Source organism: Rouxiella sp. S1S-2 (assembly GCF_009208105.1).
Taxonomy (GTDB): domain Bacteria; phylum Pseudomonadota; class Gammaproteobacteria; order Enterobacterales; family Enterobacteriaceae; genus Rouxiella.
On record NZ_WFKL01000001.1, the window covers coordinates 4915913 to 4932621 of the forward strand.

General features: G+C 51.5%; 18 protein-coding genes. 14 read left to right on the top strand and 4 right to left on the bottom strand.

From position 1 onward, the window contains the following. The first annotated feature begins 291 nt into the window (after positions 1-291). The 4 genes from GA565_RS22480 to GA565_RS22495 are packed head-to-tail and all read left to right on the top strand — an operon-like array spanning position 292 to position 4196. The gene (locus GA565_RS22480; protein WP_152201705.1) at positions 292-1728 is read left to right on the top strand and encodes a circularly permuted type 2 ATP-grasp protein; all 1437 of its coding nucleotides are present in this window, start codon (positions 292-294) and stop codon (positions 1726-1728) included. Then, positions 1722-2648, top strand: a complete 927-nt coding sequence (locus GA565_RS22485; RefSeq protein ID WP_152200970.1) for an alpha-E domain-containing protein — start codon at positions 1722-1724, stop codon at positions 2646-2648. Before GA565_RS22480 ends, GA565_RS22485 begins: the two co-directional genes overlap by 7 nt. Further along, entirely contained in the window at positions 2645-3439 is a 795-nt protein-coding gene (locus GA565_RS22490) for a transglutaminase family protein (protein ID WP_152200972.1), read from the top strand. Before GA565_RS22485 ends, GA565_RS22490 begins: the two co-directional genes overlap by 4 nt. A gap of 25 nt (positions 3440-3464) precedes the next feature. Beyond that, entirely contained in the window at positions 3465-4196 is a 732-nt protein-coding gene (locus GA565_RS22495) for a proteasome-type protease (RefSeq protein ID WP_152200973.1), read from the top strand. A gap of 40 nt (positions 4197-4236) precedes the next feature. Here the strand turns inward: GA565_RS22495 and GA565_RS22500 are convergent, their stop codons facing one another. From GA565_RS22500 to uxaC, 3 genes are all read right to left on the bottom strand, one after another. Next, positions 4237-4797: a YgjV family protein gene (locus tag GA565_RS22500; protein WP_152200975.1), complete on the bottom strand. Its 561-nt coding sequence runs from the start codon at positions 4795-4797 to the stop codon at positions 4237-4239. Positions 4798-4922: 125 nt separating this feature from the next. After that, positions 4923-6413, bottom strand: a complete 1491-nt coding sequence (locus GA565_RS22505; protein WP_152200977.1) for a UxaA family hydrolase — start codon at positions 6411-6413, stop codon at positions 4923-4925. Between the two features lie 90 nt (positions 6414-6503). Beyond that, positions 6504-7916, bottom strand: coding sequence for a glucuronate isomerase (gene uxaC, locus GA565_RS22510; protein ID WP_152200979.1), 1413 nt, complete (start codon positions 7914-7916; stop codon positions 6504-6506). Positions 7917-8341: 425 nt separating this feature from the next. Here uxaC and GA565_RS22515 point away from each other — a divergent pair, with 425 nt between their 5' ends. The 10 genes from GA565_RS22515 (at position 8342) to GA565_RS22560 (ending at position 15691) form a co-directional block, all read left to right on the top strand. After that, on the top strand, positions 8342-9634 hold the full coding sequence (locus GA565_RS22515; protein ID WP_152200980.1) for an MFS transporter: 1293 nt from the start codon (positions 8342-8344) through the stop codon (positions 9632-9634). Positions 9635-9801: 167 nt separating this feature from the next. Next, a complete protein-coding gene (gene exuR, locus GA565_RS22520) occupies positions 9802-10584 on the top strand; it encodes a transcriptional regulator ExuR (RefSeq protein ID WP_152200982.1) in 783 nt (260 codons plus the stop codon). Positions 10585-10977: 393 nt separating this feature from the next. Beyond that, complete coding sequence (locus GA565_RS22525) at positions 10978-11658, top strand: DedA family protein (protein WP_055774517.1); 681 nt, start codon at positions 10978-10980, stop codon at positions 11656-11658. A gap of 28 nt (positions 11659-11686) precedes the next feature. Next, positions 11687-12079, top strand: coding sequence for an EnvZ/OmpR regulon moderator MzrA (mzrA, locus tag GA565_RS22530; RefSeq protein ID WP_152200984.1), 393 nt, complete (start codon positions 11687-11689; stop codon positions 12077-12079). A 175-nt stretch (positions 12080-12254) separates the two neighbouring features. After that, positions 12255-12632 (top strand): DUF1090 domain-containing protein, encoded by a 378-nt coding sequence (locus GA565_RS22535; protein ID WP_152200985.1) that lies wholly within the window; start codon positions 12255-12257, stop codon positions 12630-12632. 101 nt (positions 12633-12733) lie between these two features. Further along, complete coding sequence (locus GA565_RS22540) at positions 12734-13039, top strand: YqjD family protein (protein ID WP_055774509.1); 306 nt, start codon at positions 12734-12736, stop codon at positions 13037-13039. 2 nt (positions 13040-13041) lie between these two features. Further along, on the top strand, positions 13042-13449 hold the full coding sequence (locus GA565_RS22545) for a phage holin family protein (RefSeq protein ID WP_152200987.1): 408 nt from the start codon (positions 13042-13044) through the stop codon (positions 13447-13449). Further along, complete coding sequence (locus GA565_RS22550) at positions 13446-13730, top strand: YqjK-like family protein (protein WP_152200989.1); 285 nt, start codon at positions 13446-13448, stop codon at positions 13728-13730. Before GA565_RS22545 ends, GA565_RS22550 begins: the two co-directional genes overlap by 4 nt. Before the next feature lie 389 nt (positions 13731-14119). Next, positions 14120-14512 carry a DoxX family protein gene (locus GA565_RS22555; RefSeq protein WP_152200991.1) on the top strand — a complete coding sequence of 131 codons (393 nt, stop codon included), beginning with the start codon at positions 14120-14122 and terminating at the stop codon, positions 14510-14512. 183 nt (positions 14513-14695) lie between these two features. Further along, entirely contained in the window at positions 14696-15691 is a 996-nt protein-coding gene (locus GA565_RS22560; RefSeq protein WP_152200993.1) for a glutathione S-transferase family protein, read from the top strand. Between the two features lie 91 nt (positions 15692-15782). Here GA565_RS22560 and GA565_RS22565 read toward each other — a convergent pair whose 3' ends face one another. Then, on the bottom strand, positions 15783-16679 hold the full coding sequence (locus tag GA565_RS22565) for a LysR family transcriptional regulator (protein ID WP_152200994.1): 897 nt from the start codon (positions 16677-16679) through the stop codon (positions 15783-15785). Positions 16680-16709 lie beyond the last annotated feature (30 nt).

Here is a 16709-nt window from a genome sequence, read left to right on the forward strand (position 1 = left end):
AGGTCAGCCTCGGTGCTGGCCTTTTTTATGCCGCATCCCCCTCTCTCCCGCCCCTCGCGGTACCCGCACTTGTGAATGCTTCATCAGCGACCATACTGATAAATGACGCACTTTTTTGGCTCATTTTTAGCTAATACGCGCCTCGTTTCGCACTATAAAAGCGCGATACCCCCTCTATTTATGCGATTTTCCCAGTCTTTTGCACGCTGGCACAGTTTGTGCGTGTTGATTTAGGCGTAGTCAGAATTTTGTTATGCACGAACCCTAGCCTGTTATGTCAGTGAGGTGATGATGATCAATATTGACCTACTCGATTCACCCTTTTTTGATGAAATGTTAATGGCTGAAGGGAAGCACCGCAGCCATTATCAAGCCTACTGGCAATGGTTACAGCAGGCCGATCAACAGGCCGTTCAGCGCAAGAAAGAGGAAGCTGCGCTGTTGTTTCATCGGGTGGGGATTACCTTTAACGTGTATGGGGATGACGACGGCGCCGAGCGTCTTATCCCGTTTGACAGCGTGCCACGCATTATTCCGGCCAAAGAGTGGCAAATGCTCGACCGTGGGATCCGTCAGCGGGTGCAGGCGCTTAACTGTTTCTTGCATGATATTTATCATGACCAAAAAATTCTCAAGGCAGGCATAGTGCCGGCCGAGCAGGTATTGGCGAACGAACAGTATCAACCCTGCATGCAGGGCGTTAATCTGCACCGTGATACCTATGCGCACATTGCCGGAACCGACATGGTTCGCGGCGGCGACGGTGAATATTACGTGCTTGAGGACAATCTGCGCACCCCGTCCGGCGTTTCCTACATGATGGAAAACCGCAAAATGATGATGCGGCTTTATCCAGAACTGTTTAGTGAACAACGTATTGCCCCGGTTTCTCGCTACCCTTCTTATCTGCTGCAAACACTGCGTGAAAGCACACCGGTGAACGACCCTACGGTGGTGGTGTTAACGCCGGGCCGTTTCAACAGCGCCTACTTCGAACACAGCTTCTTGGCCCAACAAATGGGCGTTGAACTGGTTGAAAGCGTTGATTTATTTGTGAAAGAAGGCGCTGTATTTATGCGTACTACTGCCGGTCCCTGCAAGGTTGACGTGATTTATCGCCGCCTCGACGATGCGTTCCTCGACCCGCTGGCTTTCCGCGCTGACTCGATGCTCGGTGTACCGGGACTGCTTTCGGTTTACCGCACCGGCGGCGTGGTGCTGGCGAACGCCATCGGTACCGGCGTGGCCGACGACAAGTCTATCTACCCTTATGTACCGGACATGATCCGCTTCTATTTGTCGGAAGATCCCATACTGAATAATGTGCCAACCTGGCAGTGCCGCAAAGAACAGGACCTCTCCTACGTGCTTGCTAATCTAGAAAAAATGGTCGTCAAAGAGGTTCACGGTGCGGGTGGCTACGGCATGCTAATTGGTCCAAAAGCCAGTCAGGCAGAGATTGCTCACTTCCGCGACCTGCTCAAGGCACGTCCGGAAAACTATATTGCTCAGGACACACTGGCGCTTTCAACCTGTCCCACGTTTGTTGAAGAAGGCCTGGCACCGCGCCACATTGACCTGCGCCCCTTTGCATTAACCGGTGCCGAGATACGCCTGGTGCCGGGCGGACTAACCCGCGTGGCGCTGGAAGAAGGCTCGCTGGTGGTTAACTCTTCTCAGGGCGGCGGCACTAAGGACACCTGGGTTTTGGAGGATGACGCATGCTAAGCAGAACGGCCAGTGAACTCTATTGGATGGCCCGCTATCTTGAACGGGCTGAAAACATGGCTCGCCTGATGGACGTCACCAACAAACTGTCGATGATGTCTATCCGCGATAATAATCATGACCTGCTGGTTCCTTTACTGCTTACCGGCACTCAGATACTTTTTAATGATACCTATCAGCAAGTTACGATGAATAACCTGCTGAATTTCTTTGCACTCGACCCCAATAATCCCAGCAGCATTTACAGCTGCCTGCAAATGGCCTGGAACAACGCCCATGCGGTGCGCGGCAGTCTGTCGTCGGAAGTCTGGGAAAGCATTAACGCATCGTGGATTGAGATGAAAATAATCCGCCGTCAGGGCGTAGGCACGGCGGGGGCAGACAGCTTCTTCGACTGGGTGAAAGAGCGTTCACACCTGTTCCGCGGTGCCATGTTTGGGACGTTGCTGCGCAGCGACGCGCTGTATTTTATTCGCCTCGGCACCATGCTCGAACGCGCAGACAGCACCGCCCGCCTGCTCGAAGCCAAAAATCAGTTGCTCGACGCTGACGAAGATCCGGTTCGCGAATATTACCGCATGGACACGCTGCTGCGTGCGGTCAGCGCCCGCGAAGCCTTCCACACCTTATATAAACAACAGCTCAGCCGCGAAACCATCGCCGATCTGCTGATTCTGCGCCGCGAACTGCCGCGCTCTTTACTGGCCTGCGTCGAGGTCATGACCGAACAGCTTGAATTGATTGGTGGCACCGTCGGGAATCTGCCGCGCCGCCGCGCCCACACGCTGCATGCCCAGCTGCGCTTCTCGACGCTGGCCGAAATCCAGGAAGTGGGTCTTAGCGAATGGCTCAATGACTTCCTCAGTCAAACCAGCGCGATTGCAGAAAGCATTCATCACACTTATCTGGAGGCACAATGAAACTTAACGTCAGTCATCAGACGCACTATACCTATGCGCAGCAGGTTAAACGCAGCACCCAGTATCTGCGCCTGACGCCACAGAACTCCAGCCATCAGAAAATCCTGACCTGGGATCTCAGCCTGCCGGAATATGCCACCCGCACCATCGACGCCTATGGCAACGTGCTGCACGTGTTGACCCTCGACCAGCCGCATCAAGCGATCACTATCGAGGCCAACGGGGTGGTTGAAATTGAAGACAACGTAGAGGACGACAACTGCGGGCATCTTTCACCGTTGGTATTTCTGCGGACCAGCCAGCTGACCCATGCGGATCCGGCAATCCGTGACTTTGCCTCGCGCTATTATCGTCCACAGGCCCAGCATGAAAGCCTGCGCAAACTCATGGGCGAGCTGCTGCTTAAAATGCCTTACAGTCCAGGCACCACCACGGTAAAAGACAGTGCCGCGCAAGCGTTCAGCGCGCAGCAAGGCGTGTGTCAGGATCATACTCACGTGTTTCTGGCCTGCTGTCGCAGTCTTGGCATACCGGCGCGTTACGTAAGCGGTTATTTATACAGTGAAGATACCGCGCACGTGGCAACCCATGCTTGGGCAGAAGCCTGGCTTGATGACCGTTGGCAAAGTTTTGACGTAACAAATAATACTTGCCAGCCCAATCAACATTTGAAACTCGCTATCGGTATAGATTATCTTGATGCCTGCCCGGTACGCGGCATCCGGTTAGGGGGCGGATGCGAAGATATGCACACCGTCGCTGCGGTACAAATGCTCGATATTCCCCAATAATCCTGACTGAATATAGGTAACTGGTATGACTTACTGTGTGGCCATGCGATTGTCCTCTGGCCTGGTGTTTGTTTCGGACTCGCGAACCAATGCTGGGGTGGACCATATTTCCACTTTCCGCAAACTGCATGTTTTTCATCAAAGCGATGAGCGGATGCTGGTGATTCAGAGTGCCGGCAATTTGGCGACCACACAGAGCATTCTCAGCCTGTTGCACAAGCGCTGTCTTGACCCGGATCGCCCCAATATGCTCAACGTGGCGTCAATGTACGACGCGGCGAGCCTGTTGGGTGAAACGGTGCGGGAAGTGATTGCCCGCGACAGTGGCGCGAATCAAGGCGGAATGACCGATTTCAGCTGCAATCTGCTGCTTGGCGGGCAAATTGAGGGTGAAGGAATGCGCCTGTTCCACGTTTATCCGCAGGGCAATTTTATTGAAGCCACTCACGATACGCCGTATTTTCAGGTGGGTGAAAGCAAGTACGGTAAGCCGATTATCGACCGCGTGTTGACCTACAACACCGCGCTGGATCAGGCGATGCAGTGTGCGCTTATTTCGATGGACTCTACCCTGCGCAGCAATCTGTCGGTTGGACTGCCGCTCGACGTTATGATCTATCCAAAAGACAGTTTCAGTAAGGCTCAGCAGTATCGGATAACCGAAGATCATCCGTATTTTCAGATGATCCGCACCGGATGGGGAGAGGGATTATTGAGTATTTTTGCCCAGTTACCGACCTTGAAACTGGAAAACTGATTTCCTGCCGCGGCCTTCTATTATCGCAAAGGCCGTTTTGTTACGCCGTGTCCGCCTGAGCTTCTTTTTTCTCAAGCTGCGTTTCGAGCGCAAAAGGATCGATGCCGCGCTGCTGCAGCCGATAAAAACGAAGAATGTTGAAACCGTTCATCACCAGAAAACTGCCCTCGATCAGGGTGCCGCCTATTGATCCGAGCCAAATGTTGTGCGCGACCCAGCCGCAGGTTGAACACCACATAATGCAGCGCGTTTTCATACCGCGGGTGCGAAACAGCGCCCAGGTGCTGACCACCGTACCGATAACCGGCAACAGCTCCATCAGATGTTTAGCCTTACCCAGCCCGAAAATCAGCGTCAGGGTGATGAAAATCAGCATCACCCACTGACTGCGGGTGCGCAAGGCAAGCTGTGTACGAACGGCATTAAGCAGCGCCGTGCTGCCTGCTGCATTGGCACCCATTAACAGAAAGTGGATGCCGATAATGGCGCTGTAGGCCGACAGCTGCTGTTTAAATCGGCGATCGCTGCGATTGAAAAACATCGTGATGCCAACGCAAAAAGCCAGTAAACCCACACCCTGCGCAAACCAGTAAAGCGTCATGTCATTACATCCACGTGATACCAGAAAAGCACCGTCTGTTCGAGCCCCGCGACTGGGACGCTCGGCAGAAAGCGGCAGCGTTAAATTAAAAAATGCCGCCGTATGCTAGTCCTATTTAACATTGCTTACAATGTGACCCCGCTCTTAAAAATCGCCAATTCGCGAAAATCATTAAGTTCGTTTTTACTGGGTTTTCCGTTAGCAATATCCACAATAAGGCTGACGAACTCACTCAATAACTGATCCATCGGCGTGTTGTGAATAAGTTTGCCGGCATCAAAGTCTATCCAGTGCGGCTTCTTGTTTGCCAGCTCGCTGTTGGTCGCCAGCTTGATAGTCGGCACAAAACCGCCGTAGGGCGTGCCGCGACCCGTGCTGAACAACACCATGTGGCAACCGGCACCCGCCAGCGCGCTGGTGGCGACCGCGTCATTACCCGGCGCACTCAGCAGATTGAGACCACGACGCTGCAAACGCTCACCATATTTCAGTACGTCGACCACCGGGCTTTGTCCGGCTTTTTGCGTGCAGCCCAGCGACTTTTCTTCCAGCGTGGTAATTCCGCCCGCCTTGTTGCCCGGCGATGGGTTTTCATAGATTGGCTGCTGATGGGCAATAAAATATCGTTTGAAATCATTGACCATGCTTACCGTTTTTTCGAACGTTGCTTCATCGCGACAGCGGCTCATCAAGATACGTTCGGCGCCAAACATCTCCGGGACCTCCGTTAACACCGAGGTCCCGCCATTGGCTATCACATAGTCAGAAAATCGCCCGAGCAAAGGATTGGCGGTGATCCCGGATAATCCATCGGATCCGCCGCACTCGAGGCCAAACTTGAGCTCGCTCAGCCGGCCTTCCGTGCGCGTGTCACCCAGCATGGCCTGATAAAGCTCGTGCAGACGCTCAACGCCCGCCTCAACTTCATCATCAAATTTCTGGCAGATCATAAACCGCACCCGCTGCTCGTCGATCTCGCCCAACGTTTCGCGGAACACGTCGACCTGATTATTCTCACAGCCTAGGCCTATCACCAATACCGCCCCGGCGTTGGGATGCCGCACCATATTCTGCAGCATGACGCGGGTGTTCTCGTGATCTTTACCCAACTGCGAACAGCCAAACGGATGAGTAAACAGGTGAACGCCGTCGATTCCTGCCGCCTGCTCGGTTTCTTTAAGGAACCGCTGCTGGATCATCTTGGCAATACCGTTAACGCAGCCGACGGTGGGTACGATCCACAGTTCGTTTCGAATGCCAATCAGGCCGTTTTCACGCCGATAGACTGACACGGGTCTGTCGGCCATCTGTGCCGATATGTCTCTGAATTCGGGCTGATACTGATACTCATCCAAATCGCTGAGGTTGGTTTTGGCATTCTGCGAATGAATATGTTCACCCAGGGCGATGACGGTGAGTGCATGTCCGATAGGCAGCCCGTATTTAATGATATTCTGCCCGCTTTCGAGGGGCTGAAGGGCAAACTTGTGGCCTCGCACCACCGGCTGGGGCAACACGATAACCTGGTCTGCAATCTCAATCTGTTCACCTTCGGCCAAATCGCGCAGCGCAACGGCAACATTATCGGTGGAATGAATTTGAATCGTACTTTTCATAAACTACCTCTTAACCCTACGCCGTCATTGCTGCGCGCATTCCACGCTCTACAGTATGCTGAATCTGCCGTGCGTTTCGTCACTCACGGCTTAATGCAGTTCGATGCCAAAATACTCTTTGGCATTGTCGAAACAGATGTTTTTGACCATTTCGCCCAACAGAGTAATGTCGTTCGGCGCCTCACCTTCGGCTACCCAGCGGCCAATCATCTGGCACAAAATGCGACGGAAGTATTCGTGGCGCGTATAAGACAGGAAGCTGCGACTGTCGGTGAGCATGCCAACGAACCGACTCAGCAGGCCCATATTGGCCAGCTGCAACATCTGCCGCTGCATACCGTCTTTTTGATCGTTAAACCACCAGGCCGATCCGTACTGCATTTTTCCGCGCACGCCTTCACCCTGAAAATTGCCGGCCATGGTGGCAAGCACTTCGTTGTCGCGCGGATTAAGGCCGTAAAGGATCGTTTTTGGCAGACCGCCGTTTTTGCCCTGCGCGCCCAACAGGCGGGATAAAGGCTCAGCCAGAGGCCGGTCATTGATTGAATCGAACCCAACGTCAGGACCAAGGATATCCAGCATTCGGGTGTTGTTATTGCGCAGTGCGCCAATGTGGTACTGCTGCGCCCATTCACGACGATGATATTCCGAAGCCAGGAACAGCAATACTGCGGTCTTGAACTGGGCACTTTCTTGCTCAGAAGGCAGCTTACCGGCCAAGCGGCGAGACAGAATGGCGTCAAGCGTCGCGTCGTCGGCTTCGGCATACACCACCACGTCAAGCGCGTGATCCGACACTTTACAGCCGTGTGCCGCAAAATGGTCCATGCGTTTTTTCAGTGCGTCACACAGCGCGCTGAAACGTGAAATTTCTGTGTCGGCGGCCTGCCCCAAACGCTGCATGTAGTCGTTAAAACCCGGTGCATCAATATTGAACGCCTTGTCAGGACGCCAGCTCGGTAACACTTTTATTTTGAATGACGCATCAGCGGCAATGGTTTTATGGTGCTCGAGGGTATCTAACGGATCGTCGGTAGTGCCGACCATCTTGACGTTCATCTGCTCCATGATCCCGCGAGCAGAAAAGGTGTCCTGTGCCAGAAGATCGTTAGTTTGGTGCCAGATTTCATCTGCCGTAGCGGGAGAAAGCAGTTTACCGGTGATGCCAAACGGCCGACGCAGCTCAAGATGGGTCCAGATATACAGCGGATTACCGACAGTGTGCGGCACTGTAGCTGCCCAGGCGTCAAACTTCTGCCGATCACTGCCGTCTCCGGTACACAAAGACTCCGCGACACCATTGGCGCGCATTGCCCGCCACTTATAGTGATCGCCTTTCAACCAGATGTCGTACAAGTTTTTGAAACGATAATCCTGAGCAATCTGCTCCGGCGGCAAGTGGCAATGGTAATCGAATATCGGCTGATCCTTCGCGTACTCATTATATAAGCGGCGGGCTATTTCAGTATCCAGCAGAAAATCTTCCGGCAAAAACTGCGACATATAAGGTTCCTCTTCTTCCATTCCGGTCTGAGTAAGACCTGATTGAGATCTGATTATGATCTGAGTTATCACTCGATTATGCAAAGTTATCACACCAATCTATCACGTCGTCCAGCAAATTTTATCGCCTCATTCAGCATAATAAATGCAGGACGGATCACAAAAAATTGGATAACTGGCTGATTTTGATATTTTTGTCACATAAATCATCCTGAGTATCATTATCCACACTATTTAAAAGTGATTTTGTGATATCACTCAAATTTTAAATCTGTATGACAAGTTATCTTGATTTCGCCTTGTGAGGATCAAGTTGTGATCGCCTGCCACAACATCCTGCTGTCCATACGGCATGGTTGTCCCCTTGACGACGAGACCCGCAGACGGGCAATTCACAGCTTGTTTCTTTTATTGGAGAGATTTGAATGCGTAAGATCAAAGGGTTACGCTGGTACATGATCGCCCTCGTGACGGTTGGTACCATTCTGGGTTATCTGACACGCAACGCGATTGCCGTTGCGGCACCGACGTTGCAAGACCAACTTCACATTACTACCCAACAATATTCCTACATCATTGCCGCCTATTCTGCCTGCTACACCATTATGCAGCCGGTTGCCGGTTACGTGCTCGACGTGATGGGCACCAAAGTGGGCTATGCGATGTTTGCCATCATGTGGGCGCTGTTCTGTGCCGCCACGGCGCTGGCCAGTAGCTGGGGTGGACTTGCCATTGCGCGCGGTGCGGTCGGCATGGCCGAAGCGGCGATGATCCCGGCTGGCCTCAAAGCCAGCAGCGAGTGGTTTCCGGCCAAGGAGCGCTCAATTGCCGTGGGCTATTTCAACGTTGGCTCGTCGATTGGCGGCATGATTGCACCTCCTCTGGTGGTGTGGGCGATCGTGATGCACAGCTGGCAGTTGGCGTTTGTCATTACCGGCGTGCTGAGCCTGATTTGGGCGGTGTGCTGGTTAATCTTCTATAAACATCCTAAAGATCAGAAAAAACTCAGTGAAGATGAACGTGAGTACATTCTCGGCGGCCAGGAAGCTCAGCATCTAACCACTAATCAGAAAAAGATGTCTGCCTGGGAAATCCTGCGTAATCGCCAGTTCTGGGGTATTGCTCTGCCGCGCTTTTTGGCAGAACCGGCCTGGGGTACTTTTAATGCCTGGATCCCGCTGTTTATGTTCAAGGTCTACGGTTTTAATCTAAAAGAGATCGCCATGTTTGCCTGGATGCCTATGCTGTTTGCTGACCTTGGCTGCATTCTCGGCGGCTATCTGCCTCCGTTCTTCCAGAAGCATTTCAAAGTAAACCTGATCGTTTCACGCAAACTGGTGGTCACCATGGGCGCACTGCTGATGATTGGTCCAGGCCTGATTGGTCTGTTCACCAGTCCTTATGTGGCGATTGGCCTGCTGTGCGTAGGCGGCTTTGCTCATCAGTCCCTTTCGGGTGCATTGATCACGCTCTCCTCCGATGTGTTTGGTAGAAATGAGGTCGCCACGGCTAATGGCCTGACTGGCATGGCGGCGTGGACGGCGAGCACGCTGTTTGCGCTGGTGGTGGGTGCGCTGGCCGACACCATTGGTTTCAGCCCGCTGTTTGCCGCGCTGTCAGTGTTTGATCTGCTAGGGGCGATTATCATCTGGACGGTGCTGCAAAACCGCCCGGCGGTGAATCCACCCGTTGTCCCGATGCAGGCCGCTAAAGCCTAAGCCCTTAATTCCCTCCGGTGTTGACGACTGTTTACCCTCGTCACACAGTTTGCCAATGCCGGGCATTCCCCTTCCCTCAGCCCCACTGTTGCTCGTATACTGGTATAACAACTGGACAAAACCGTAACTTACTTCGTTTTTGACGTTAACTTAAAGAGCCTTAAACCATGGAACCGACCGAATCCAGACGTCTCTACCAACAGCTTGCCGCCACGCTCAAAGATCGTGTCGAAAATGGCGTGTATTTGGTGGGTGAAAAACTGCCTGCCGAACGCCTGATTTCAGAAGAGATGAACGTCAGCCGCACCGTAGTGCGTGAGGCCATCATCATGCTGGAAGTTGAAGGTTATGTAGAAGTGCGCAAAGGATCGGGCATTCATGTGATGTCCAACGTGCAAAAAAATCTGGTGGTTCCCGAGTCTGAAGGGGAGTTTGCCGCGGCAGGCCCGTTCGAGCTGCTACAGGCGCGCCAACTGATCGAAAGTAATATTGCCGAGTTTGCCGCGACGCAGGTAACCAAGCAGGACATTATACGACTGATGGAAATTCAGGAGCACGCCAAGCAAGAAGACCGCTTCCGTGATTCGCAATGGGACCTGCAGTTTCACATCCAGGTGGCACAGTCGACGCAAAACAGTGCGTTGGCGATTATTGTCGAAAAAATGTGGAGTCAGCGTTTGCACAATCCTTATTGGCGCAAGCTGCATGAACACATTGACGAAAAATCGATTGAGAGCTGGTGTGAGGACCACGACCTGATCCTTAAAGCGCTCATCCGCCGCGACCCGCACGCCGCCAAGCTGGCCATGTGGCAGCATCTTGAAAATACCAAGCAGATGCTGTTTCGTGCCACCAGCGACGACTTTGAGTTTAACGTTGACCGCTATCTGTATACCGAAAATCCGGTGGTTCATCTCGACTCGGCGACGCTTAATCACAAAAAGGCCTGATGGCCATTTCGTCTACAACCGGCGGCTTTATTGAAAGCCGCTTTTTGAATCGTTTCGTAAAGTGACCCCCGCTAATATCCTCACTTATGCTGCAGACTTTTGCCCTAATGCTGTCAAACAAGCTCCAGTATTGTCAGGCAGTGTAAAAAGCCCCGCCAAAGTTAAACCAAAGACCACTAATAAGTAGATTTGGCTGTTTCGCTGATTGATACTTTGTTACAGTTAGACCAGTTTTCTTACGGCCTTTTTGCGAAAGCAACATTCTTCCATCGCAGGCTTTGTGCATGATGCACAACGGGAAACTCACAACATCCGGTAAGTTTTAGGCGTTGAGGCACCATCTCCGCCTATCTGTTTCTTACCAAATGAAATCTATGGAGTTTCTAACGCCGCATGGAAATAATCAGTTCACTTATGCATGCCCTTTGGCAGCAGGATTACGAGACATTGGCCAATCCTTCGCTGATTTGGACTTTGTATATTGTGCTTTTCATGATCATTTTCCTGGAAAACGGTTTGCTACCGGCTGCGTTTTTACCCGGCGATAGTCTGCTGATTCTGGTCGGCGTACTGATAGCAAAAGGGGCGATGAATTTTCCGCTTACCATTGTGCTGCTGACTACCGCCGCCAGCCTGGGCTGCTGGTTGAGTTACATTCAGGGTAAGTGGTTGGGCAATACTCGAATCGTTCAAGGATGGCTGGGGCATTTGCCCGTGCAGTATCACGAACGCGCGCATGCGCTTTTTCACCGCCACGGACTCTCTGCCCTGTTGGTTGGCCGATTCCTGGCTTTTGTGCGCACATTACTGCCGACGATTGCCGGTTTATCAGGCCTGAGCAACGCCCGTTTTCAGTTTTTCAATTGGGTCAGCGGTTTCCTGTGGATAGTTATCCTGACCAGCTTGGGCTACGTGCTGGGTAAAACGCCGTTGTTCAGAAAGTACGAAGATCAACTGATGCTGTGCCTGATGCTGCTTCCGCTGCTGCTGTTGGTTGTCGGTCTGGTCGGTTCGGTGATTGTGCTCTGGAAGAAGAAAAAAGCCGATCGCCTGGCAAAAGGTAAAAATGCATGAAGTCTCATACAATTTCAGGATTATTTTCATGTTGAAATTCCCGTTTTCACGCGGCTATATTCTTTGGCCTGCAACATTTCTGGTGCTGCTCATGCTGACAACCGTCGGCGTGGTTGCGTTTCCAAAAATGCCTACCGAAAGCGGTGATGCTTTAAAAATCAGCCCAATTCAATCGGGTGAAGACTTGCCGGACGGTTTTACGCTTTATCAGGGTCTGAGCCAACACGGCATCGAAATAGAAAGCATCACGCCAGCAAGTGGCAGTTTGGTCGTTAAACTTCATTCGCCACACCAGCAGCATCTCGCGCAGGAAACCCTGAAAGCCTTACTGCCGGGGGGTTACAATATTCAGCCTTTTAACTCGGCGCAGTCTCAAGGTTGGGCCAGTAAAGTTACTCGCGACCAGTCAAAAGTCGGCTAATTGTCACCGGACCCGCTTTCAGAGTTTGCTTAATAGCCAATTCCCATCCCCCTCACTATAGTTATCTCACTCAGCTGTTTTCAGCCTCACTGAATCAATACTTCAAATTTAAGTGAGCCTGGCCACCAAGGACATAACGCCGCTTGGCGCTTAATTGATTAATAGGATAATCATCATGAAAAAGTCTTTATCAACGCTGTTTATTATTCCCGCACTGCTGTTGGGTTCTTCGGCCTTTGCCGCCTCTCAGCCTGAAACCTGCGCCACCAAGCAGCAACAAATTAAACAGCAGCTTGAGTATGCTCACCAGCACAATAATAAAGAGCAGATTGCCGGTCTGCAAAAGGCACTCGGCGAAAGCCAGGCACACTGCACTGAAGCCGGTTTGAAGGCCGATAAACAGCAAAAAATTGCCGAGAAACAGGAAAAAGTAAACGAACGTACCCGTGAGCTAAAAAAAGCGCAGGCAGACGGCAATAGAGAAAAAATTGCCAAGCAGCAGAAGAAATTGGACGAAGCGCTGCACGAGTTAAATGAAGTTTCTACCCATTAATCAGCTTGTTTGCGCATTGTAAACAGAGTAATCGCATTTGCACTGCCGCGAAAATCCGCTATGTTTAATATTCTTATCATAAAGTTATGGAGTGACGAATTATGGCTAGTAACTCAACATCTGACAATCTGCGTGCCGAACTGAAATCATTGGCAGATACGCTTGAAGAAGTGCTCCAAAGCTCAACGGATAAACCTAAAGCAGAAATCGACAAATTGCGCAGCAAAGCCGAAGGTCTGTTGAAAGAAACGCGTTCACGCCTGGGCGATACCGGTGAGAAAATTGCCAGCCAAACCAAAGAAATTGCGGGCAAGGCCGACGATTATATTCATGACAAACCATGGACCGGCGTAGGCATCGGTGCTGCAGTGGGTGTTGTCATTGGCGTTCTTTTAGCTCGCCGATAATTATGGCTGAGACTCCAAGAACTCCACCACAGGGACCGGGTAAGGGTATTTTCGACAGTGCTCAGCGCATCGTGACCATTTTGGTCGGCATGATTGAGACACGCTTGAGGCTGGTCGTCGTAGAGCTTGAAGAAGAGAAAGCCAATCTTTTTCAACTGTTACTGATGGCCTGCATTACCCTCATTTTCACTGCATTTGGTTTAATGAGCCTGCTGGTTGTGCTGTTTTTCGCAATCGACCCGGCCTACCGCTTGATAGCGATGGCAAGTACGACGGGAGTTTTACTGTTGCTGGCCGTCATCCTAGGTGTTTGGACTATCAGTAAAGCACGACGTTCTACTCTGTTGAGCGCCTCGCGCAGGCAGCTAAAGATCGACCGCGCCTTATTGGAAAAGGAAGACCAGGAATGAGCAGACCTGCACCGGTGATTGAAAAAGCCAGGTTGCTGCGCAAGATCGAGCGTGAACGCGCCGATCTTGCGGTCGCTTCAGAAGAGTGGCTGACGGCAACGACTAAAGTTGACCACGCCTGGGTCAAAATTGTGGATATGCGTAAGTATCTGGTTGTGGCATCAAGTGCCATGGCAATTTACAGTATTCGGCACCCGAGCAAATTGATGCGTTGGTCAAAACGCGCTTTCAGCATTTGGGGAACCGTTAGACTTTTCCGCAAGACGTTTGCTAAAGATTGATTAAAAGAGGGTTTTTGGTTTTCTAAAAGCCACGTATTTTTGACTACCCTCCCCCTTCTTACTCTTTTCTCGACATCAATTTTTCTCACAGAACATCTTCCCCAGCAGGGCAGTTTGGCTTAAAGGCTAACTGCCCTAAATTATTTCTTATAGTTATTAATAATTTACTAATAAAGCGTTTTAATCGTTTCTTAACATCCCGTGCTTAATTCAATTATTTTGATGTTTATAGACAGTTTTACTAGCTAACAAACTCTCTTTTTTCCCCCTATTATCAGCTCCATCAACACAGACAAGGTTACGGCAGGGACACAAACTCACTGGGCCTTTTAATTAAACATGAAATTTAAGCCAAATTTTTTGGCTTTATTCAATCGGAGTCGATGATAATGAACAAAGTACATAATATAGCGTTGCTGGTTGCCCGTATCCTGATGCCAATCCTCTTCATCGTGGCTGGCTGGGGTAAAATGCATGCTTACGCAGCGACGGCGGGCTATATGGCCTCTGCAGGTGTGCCAAGCTTCTTTTTGCCACTGACCATTTTGTTGGAATTTGGCGGCGGTCTGGCAATTCTGTTCGGCTTCTTGACCCGTACCACGGCGATTATCACGGCAATCTTCACTATTCTGACTGCACTGCTGTTCCACGTTGATTTTTCAGTGCCAGTGAATCAGATGATGTTCATGAAAAACTTGTCCATCGCCGGTGGCTTCTTGGTGCTGTTCGCTTCAGGTCCTGGCGCATATAGCATCGACCGTCTGCTGAAAAAGAACTGGTAAGCCCTACGTTGACCGAAAGCCGGTTAACGTGATGACACGCTATAATTAAATAAGTGAATCATCGGCAAATCCCCCAGTGGGCGATGTGATTTATCACCTCGCCCTTTTTTACATCTCATTTTTGTCGTTTTAAAAACAATACCCTCAAGCCATTCAGGTTTCGGGGCGAGAAGGAGAGTCACGATGGGACAACTGGTCGAAGGTAAATGGCAAGACACCTGGTACGATACCAAGTCAACCGGCGGGCACTTTAAGCGCACGGCATCTCAGTTTCGCAACTGGATAACCCCCGACGGTCAGCCGGGTCCGCACGGCGTTGGCGGCTTTACTGCCGAAAGAGACCGCTATCACCTTTATGTTTCACTGGCCTGTCCATGGGCACATCGCACGCTGGTGATGCGAACGTTAAAAGGGCTAGAAAGCATCATCCCCGTGTCTGTCGTTCATCCATTAATGTTGGAGAACGGTTGGACATTCGATACCGACTTCCCCGGTACGACCGGCGATACGCTTTATCATCTGAACTACGCCTATGAAATTTATCTGCGTGCTCAGAATGACTATACCGGCCGCGTAACGGTGCCGATTTTGTGGGATAAAAAACTACAGACCATCGTTAGCAATGAGTCCGCTGATATTATGCGCATCTTCAACAGTGCTTTTGATGCAGTCGGGGCCCGCGCGGGTGATTTTTACCCTGAAGCTCTGCGCTCGAAAATTGATGATGTAAATGAATGGATTTATCCGGAAATAAACAACGGCGTTTATAAATCCGGATTTGCCACCCGTCAGGAAGCCTATGATGAGGCGGTTGAAGGGGTGTTTGCGGGGCTGAGCAAGGCAGAGTCAATCCTTGAAAAGCAGCGTTATCTGACCGGAAACCAACTTACCGAAGCCGATCTGCGGCTGTGGACCACGCTGATCCGCTTTGATCCGGTGTACGTCACTCACTTCAAATGCGACCGCTACCGCATCAGTGACTATCCGAACCTGTACGGATTCCTGCGCGATATTTATCAGATGCCGGGCGTGGCCGAAACCGTCGATTTGCCACACATCCGTAATCACTACTACCGCAGCCATGCCACCATCAACCCTTATGGCATTATCTCGACCGGTCCGGCTCAGGACCTTGAATCTGCGCACGGACGAGACCTCAGATTTAGCGAATATTCATGAGTTGATACGTCGCTGCCCCCATCCCAGCCTTCCCTCTTTGGGGGGTCAGTTCAAAAGCTGGAATGGGGGGAAAGCGATGAAGATCTCCCCGTTATCGAGTGGCCAGCAGGCGAGGGATTTCGCGCAAGAACCACGCTTTGGCTTCGCCCATGCTGTCACGACGCCAGGCCATAATAATATCGGCTTCGCGATTGTATTCAGCACTCACCACCCGCAAACGCCCTTCGGCGATGTCCTGCTCTACCAGCGCATAAGGCATAGTAGCGACGCCAAGGCCGGCTATCAGAGCAAGACGTTTTTCCTGCAGGCTGCTCACCGTCAAGCGCTGCTGTTTGTCGAGCAACTGAACCGTTAGAACGGGGCGCTCACGCGCGGTATCCGCCATGGCAATCCCGCGATATTTTACCCGACTGACTTCAGAAAGCGGCTCGGCTTCCAGATGAATCGGGTGTTCAGGTGCGGCAACGTATACGCTCATCAGCTTGTAAAGCTTGCGGCTGTTAATCTCTGAAGAGGAGCGAAAATGTAAGTCGGGGGCGATAACAATATCCGCCCGGCCATTCTCGAGCCTTTCCCAGGTGCCGGCCAATACTTCCGTTATCAATGAAACCTGTGTGTTGGCTTTCAACGCCAGTTTTTCGATAAGCGGAAAGAGCTGCACGGCAGGAACCAGCGCTTCACACACGATGGTGATGTGCGTTTCCCAACCGCGCGCGAGGGCTTCGGCGTCTACGGTTAATTTATCAGCAGCCTCTAACAATACGCGACCGCGCTCAAGCAGCATGCGACCTACGTTGGTAAACTTTGTACGGTGTCCAGAGCGGTCAAATAACACCACATCCAACTCTTCCTCCAGCTTCTGCATAGTATAACTTAGGGCAGAAGGAACGCGACCGAGCTCATCGGCAGCAGCCGCAAAGCTCCCACGACGGTCAATCGCATCCATAACCCTCAATGCTTCAAGAGTTAACGCTCGATCCTTGGCCATTATCTTTCTCTGTCAGGAAATTTGAATATG

Bases quoted from the DNA above. Each gene is read 5' to 3' on its own strand.
- exuR (WP_152200982.1), top strand. From the start codon at position 9,802: ATGGAACCGACCGAATCCAGACGTCTCTACCAACAGCTTGCCGCCACG.
- GA565_RS22515 (WP_152200980.1), top strand. From the start codon at position 8,342: ATGCGTAAGATCAAAGGGTTACGCTGGTACATGATCGCCCTCGTGACG.
- GA565_RS22535 (WP_152200985.1), top strand. From the start codon at position 12,255: ATGAAAAAGTCTTTATCAACGCTGTTTATTATTCCCGCACTGCTGTTG.
- mzrA (WP_152200984.1), top strand. From the start codon at position 11,687: ATGTTGAAATTCCCGTTTTCACGCGGCTATATTCTTTGGCCTGCAACA.
- uxaC (WP_152200979.1), bottom strand. From the start codon at position 7,916: ATGTCGCAGTTTTTGCCGGAAGATTTTCTGCTGGATACTGAAATAGCC.
- GA565_RS22560 (WP_152200993.1), top strand. From the start codon at position 14,696: ATGGGACAACTGGTCGAAGGTAAATGGCAAGACACCTGGTACGATACC.
- GA565_RS22550 (WP_152200989.1), top strand. From the start codon at position 13,446: ATGAGCAGACCTGCACCGGTGATTGAAAAAGCCAGGTTGCTGCGCAAG.
- GA565_RS22505 (WP_152200977.1), bottom strand. From the start codon at position 6,413: ATGAAAAGTACGATTCAAATTCATTCCACCGATAATGTTGCCGTTGCG.
- GA565_RS22565 (WP_152200994.1), bottom strand. From the start codon at position 16,679: ATGGCCAAGGATCGAGCGTTAACTCTTGAAGCATTGAGGGTTATGGAT.
- GA565_RS22525 (WP_055774517.1), top strand. From the start codon at position 10,978: ATGGAAATAATCAGTTCACTTATGCATGCCCTTTGGCAGCAGGATTAC.
- GA565_RS22490 (WP_152200972.1), top strand. From the start codon at position 2,645: ATGAAACTTAACGTCAGTCATCAGACGCACTATACCTATGCGCAGCAG.
- GA565_RS22545 (WP_152200987.1), top strand. From the start codon at position 13,042: ATGGCTGAGACTCCAAGAACTCCACCACAGGGACCGGGTAAGGGTATT.
- GA565_RS22495 (WP_152200973.1), top strand. From the start codon at position 3,465: ATGACTTACTGTGTGGCCATGCGATTGTCCTCTGGCCTGGTGTTTGTT.
- GA565_RS22540 (WP_055774509.1), top strand. From the start codon at position 12,734: ATGGCTAGTAACTCAACATCTGACAATCTGCGTGCCGAACTGAAATCA.
- GA565_RS22500 (WP_152200975.1), bottom strand. From the start codon at position 4,797: ATGACGCTTTACTGGTTTGCGCAGGGTGTGGGTTTACTGGCTTTTTGC.
- GA565_RS22485 (WP_152200970.1), top strand. From the start codon at position 1,722: ATGCTAAGCAGAACGGCCAGTGAACTCTATTGGATGGCCCGCTATCTT.
- GA565_RS22555 (WP_152200991.1), top strand. From the start codon at position 14,120: ATGAACAAAGTACATAATATAGCGTTGCTGGTTGCCCGTATCCTGATG.
- GA565_RS22480 (WP_152201705.1), top strand. From the start codon at position 292: ATGATCAATATTGACCTACTCGATTCACCCTTTTTTGATGAAATGTTA.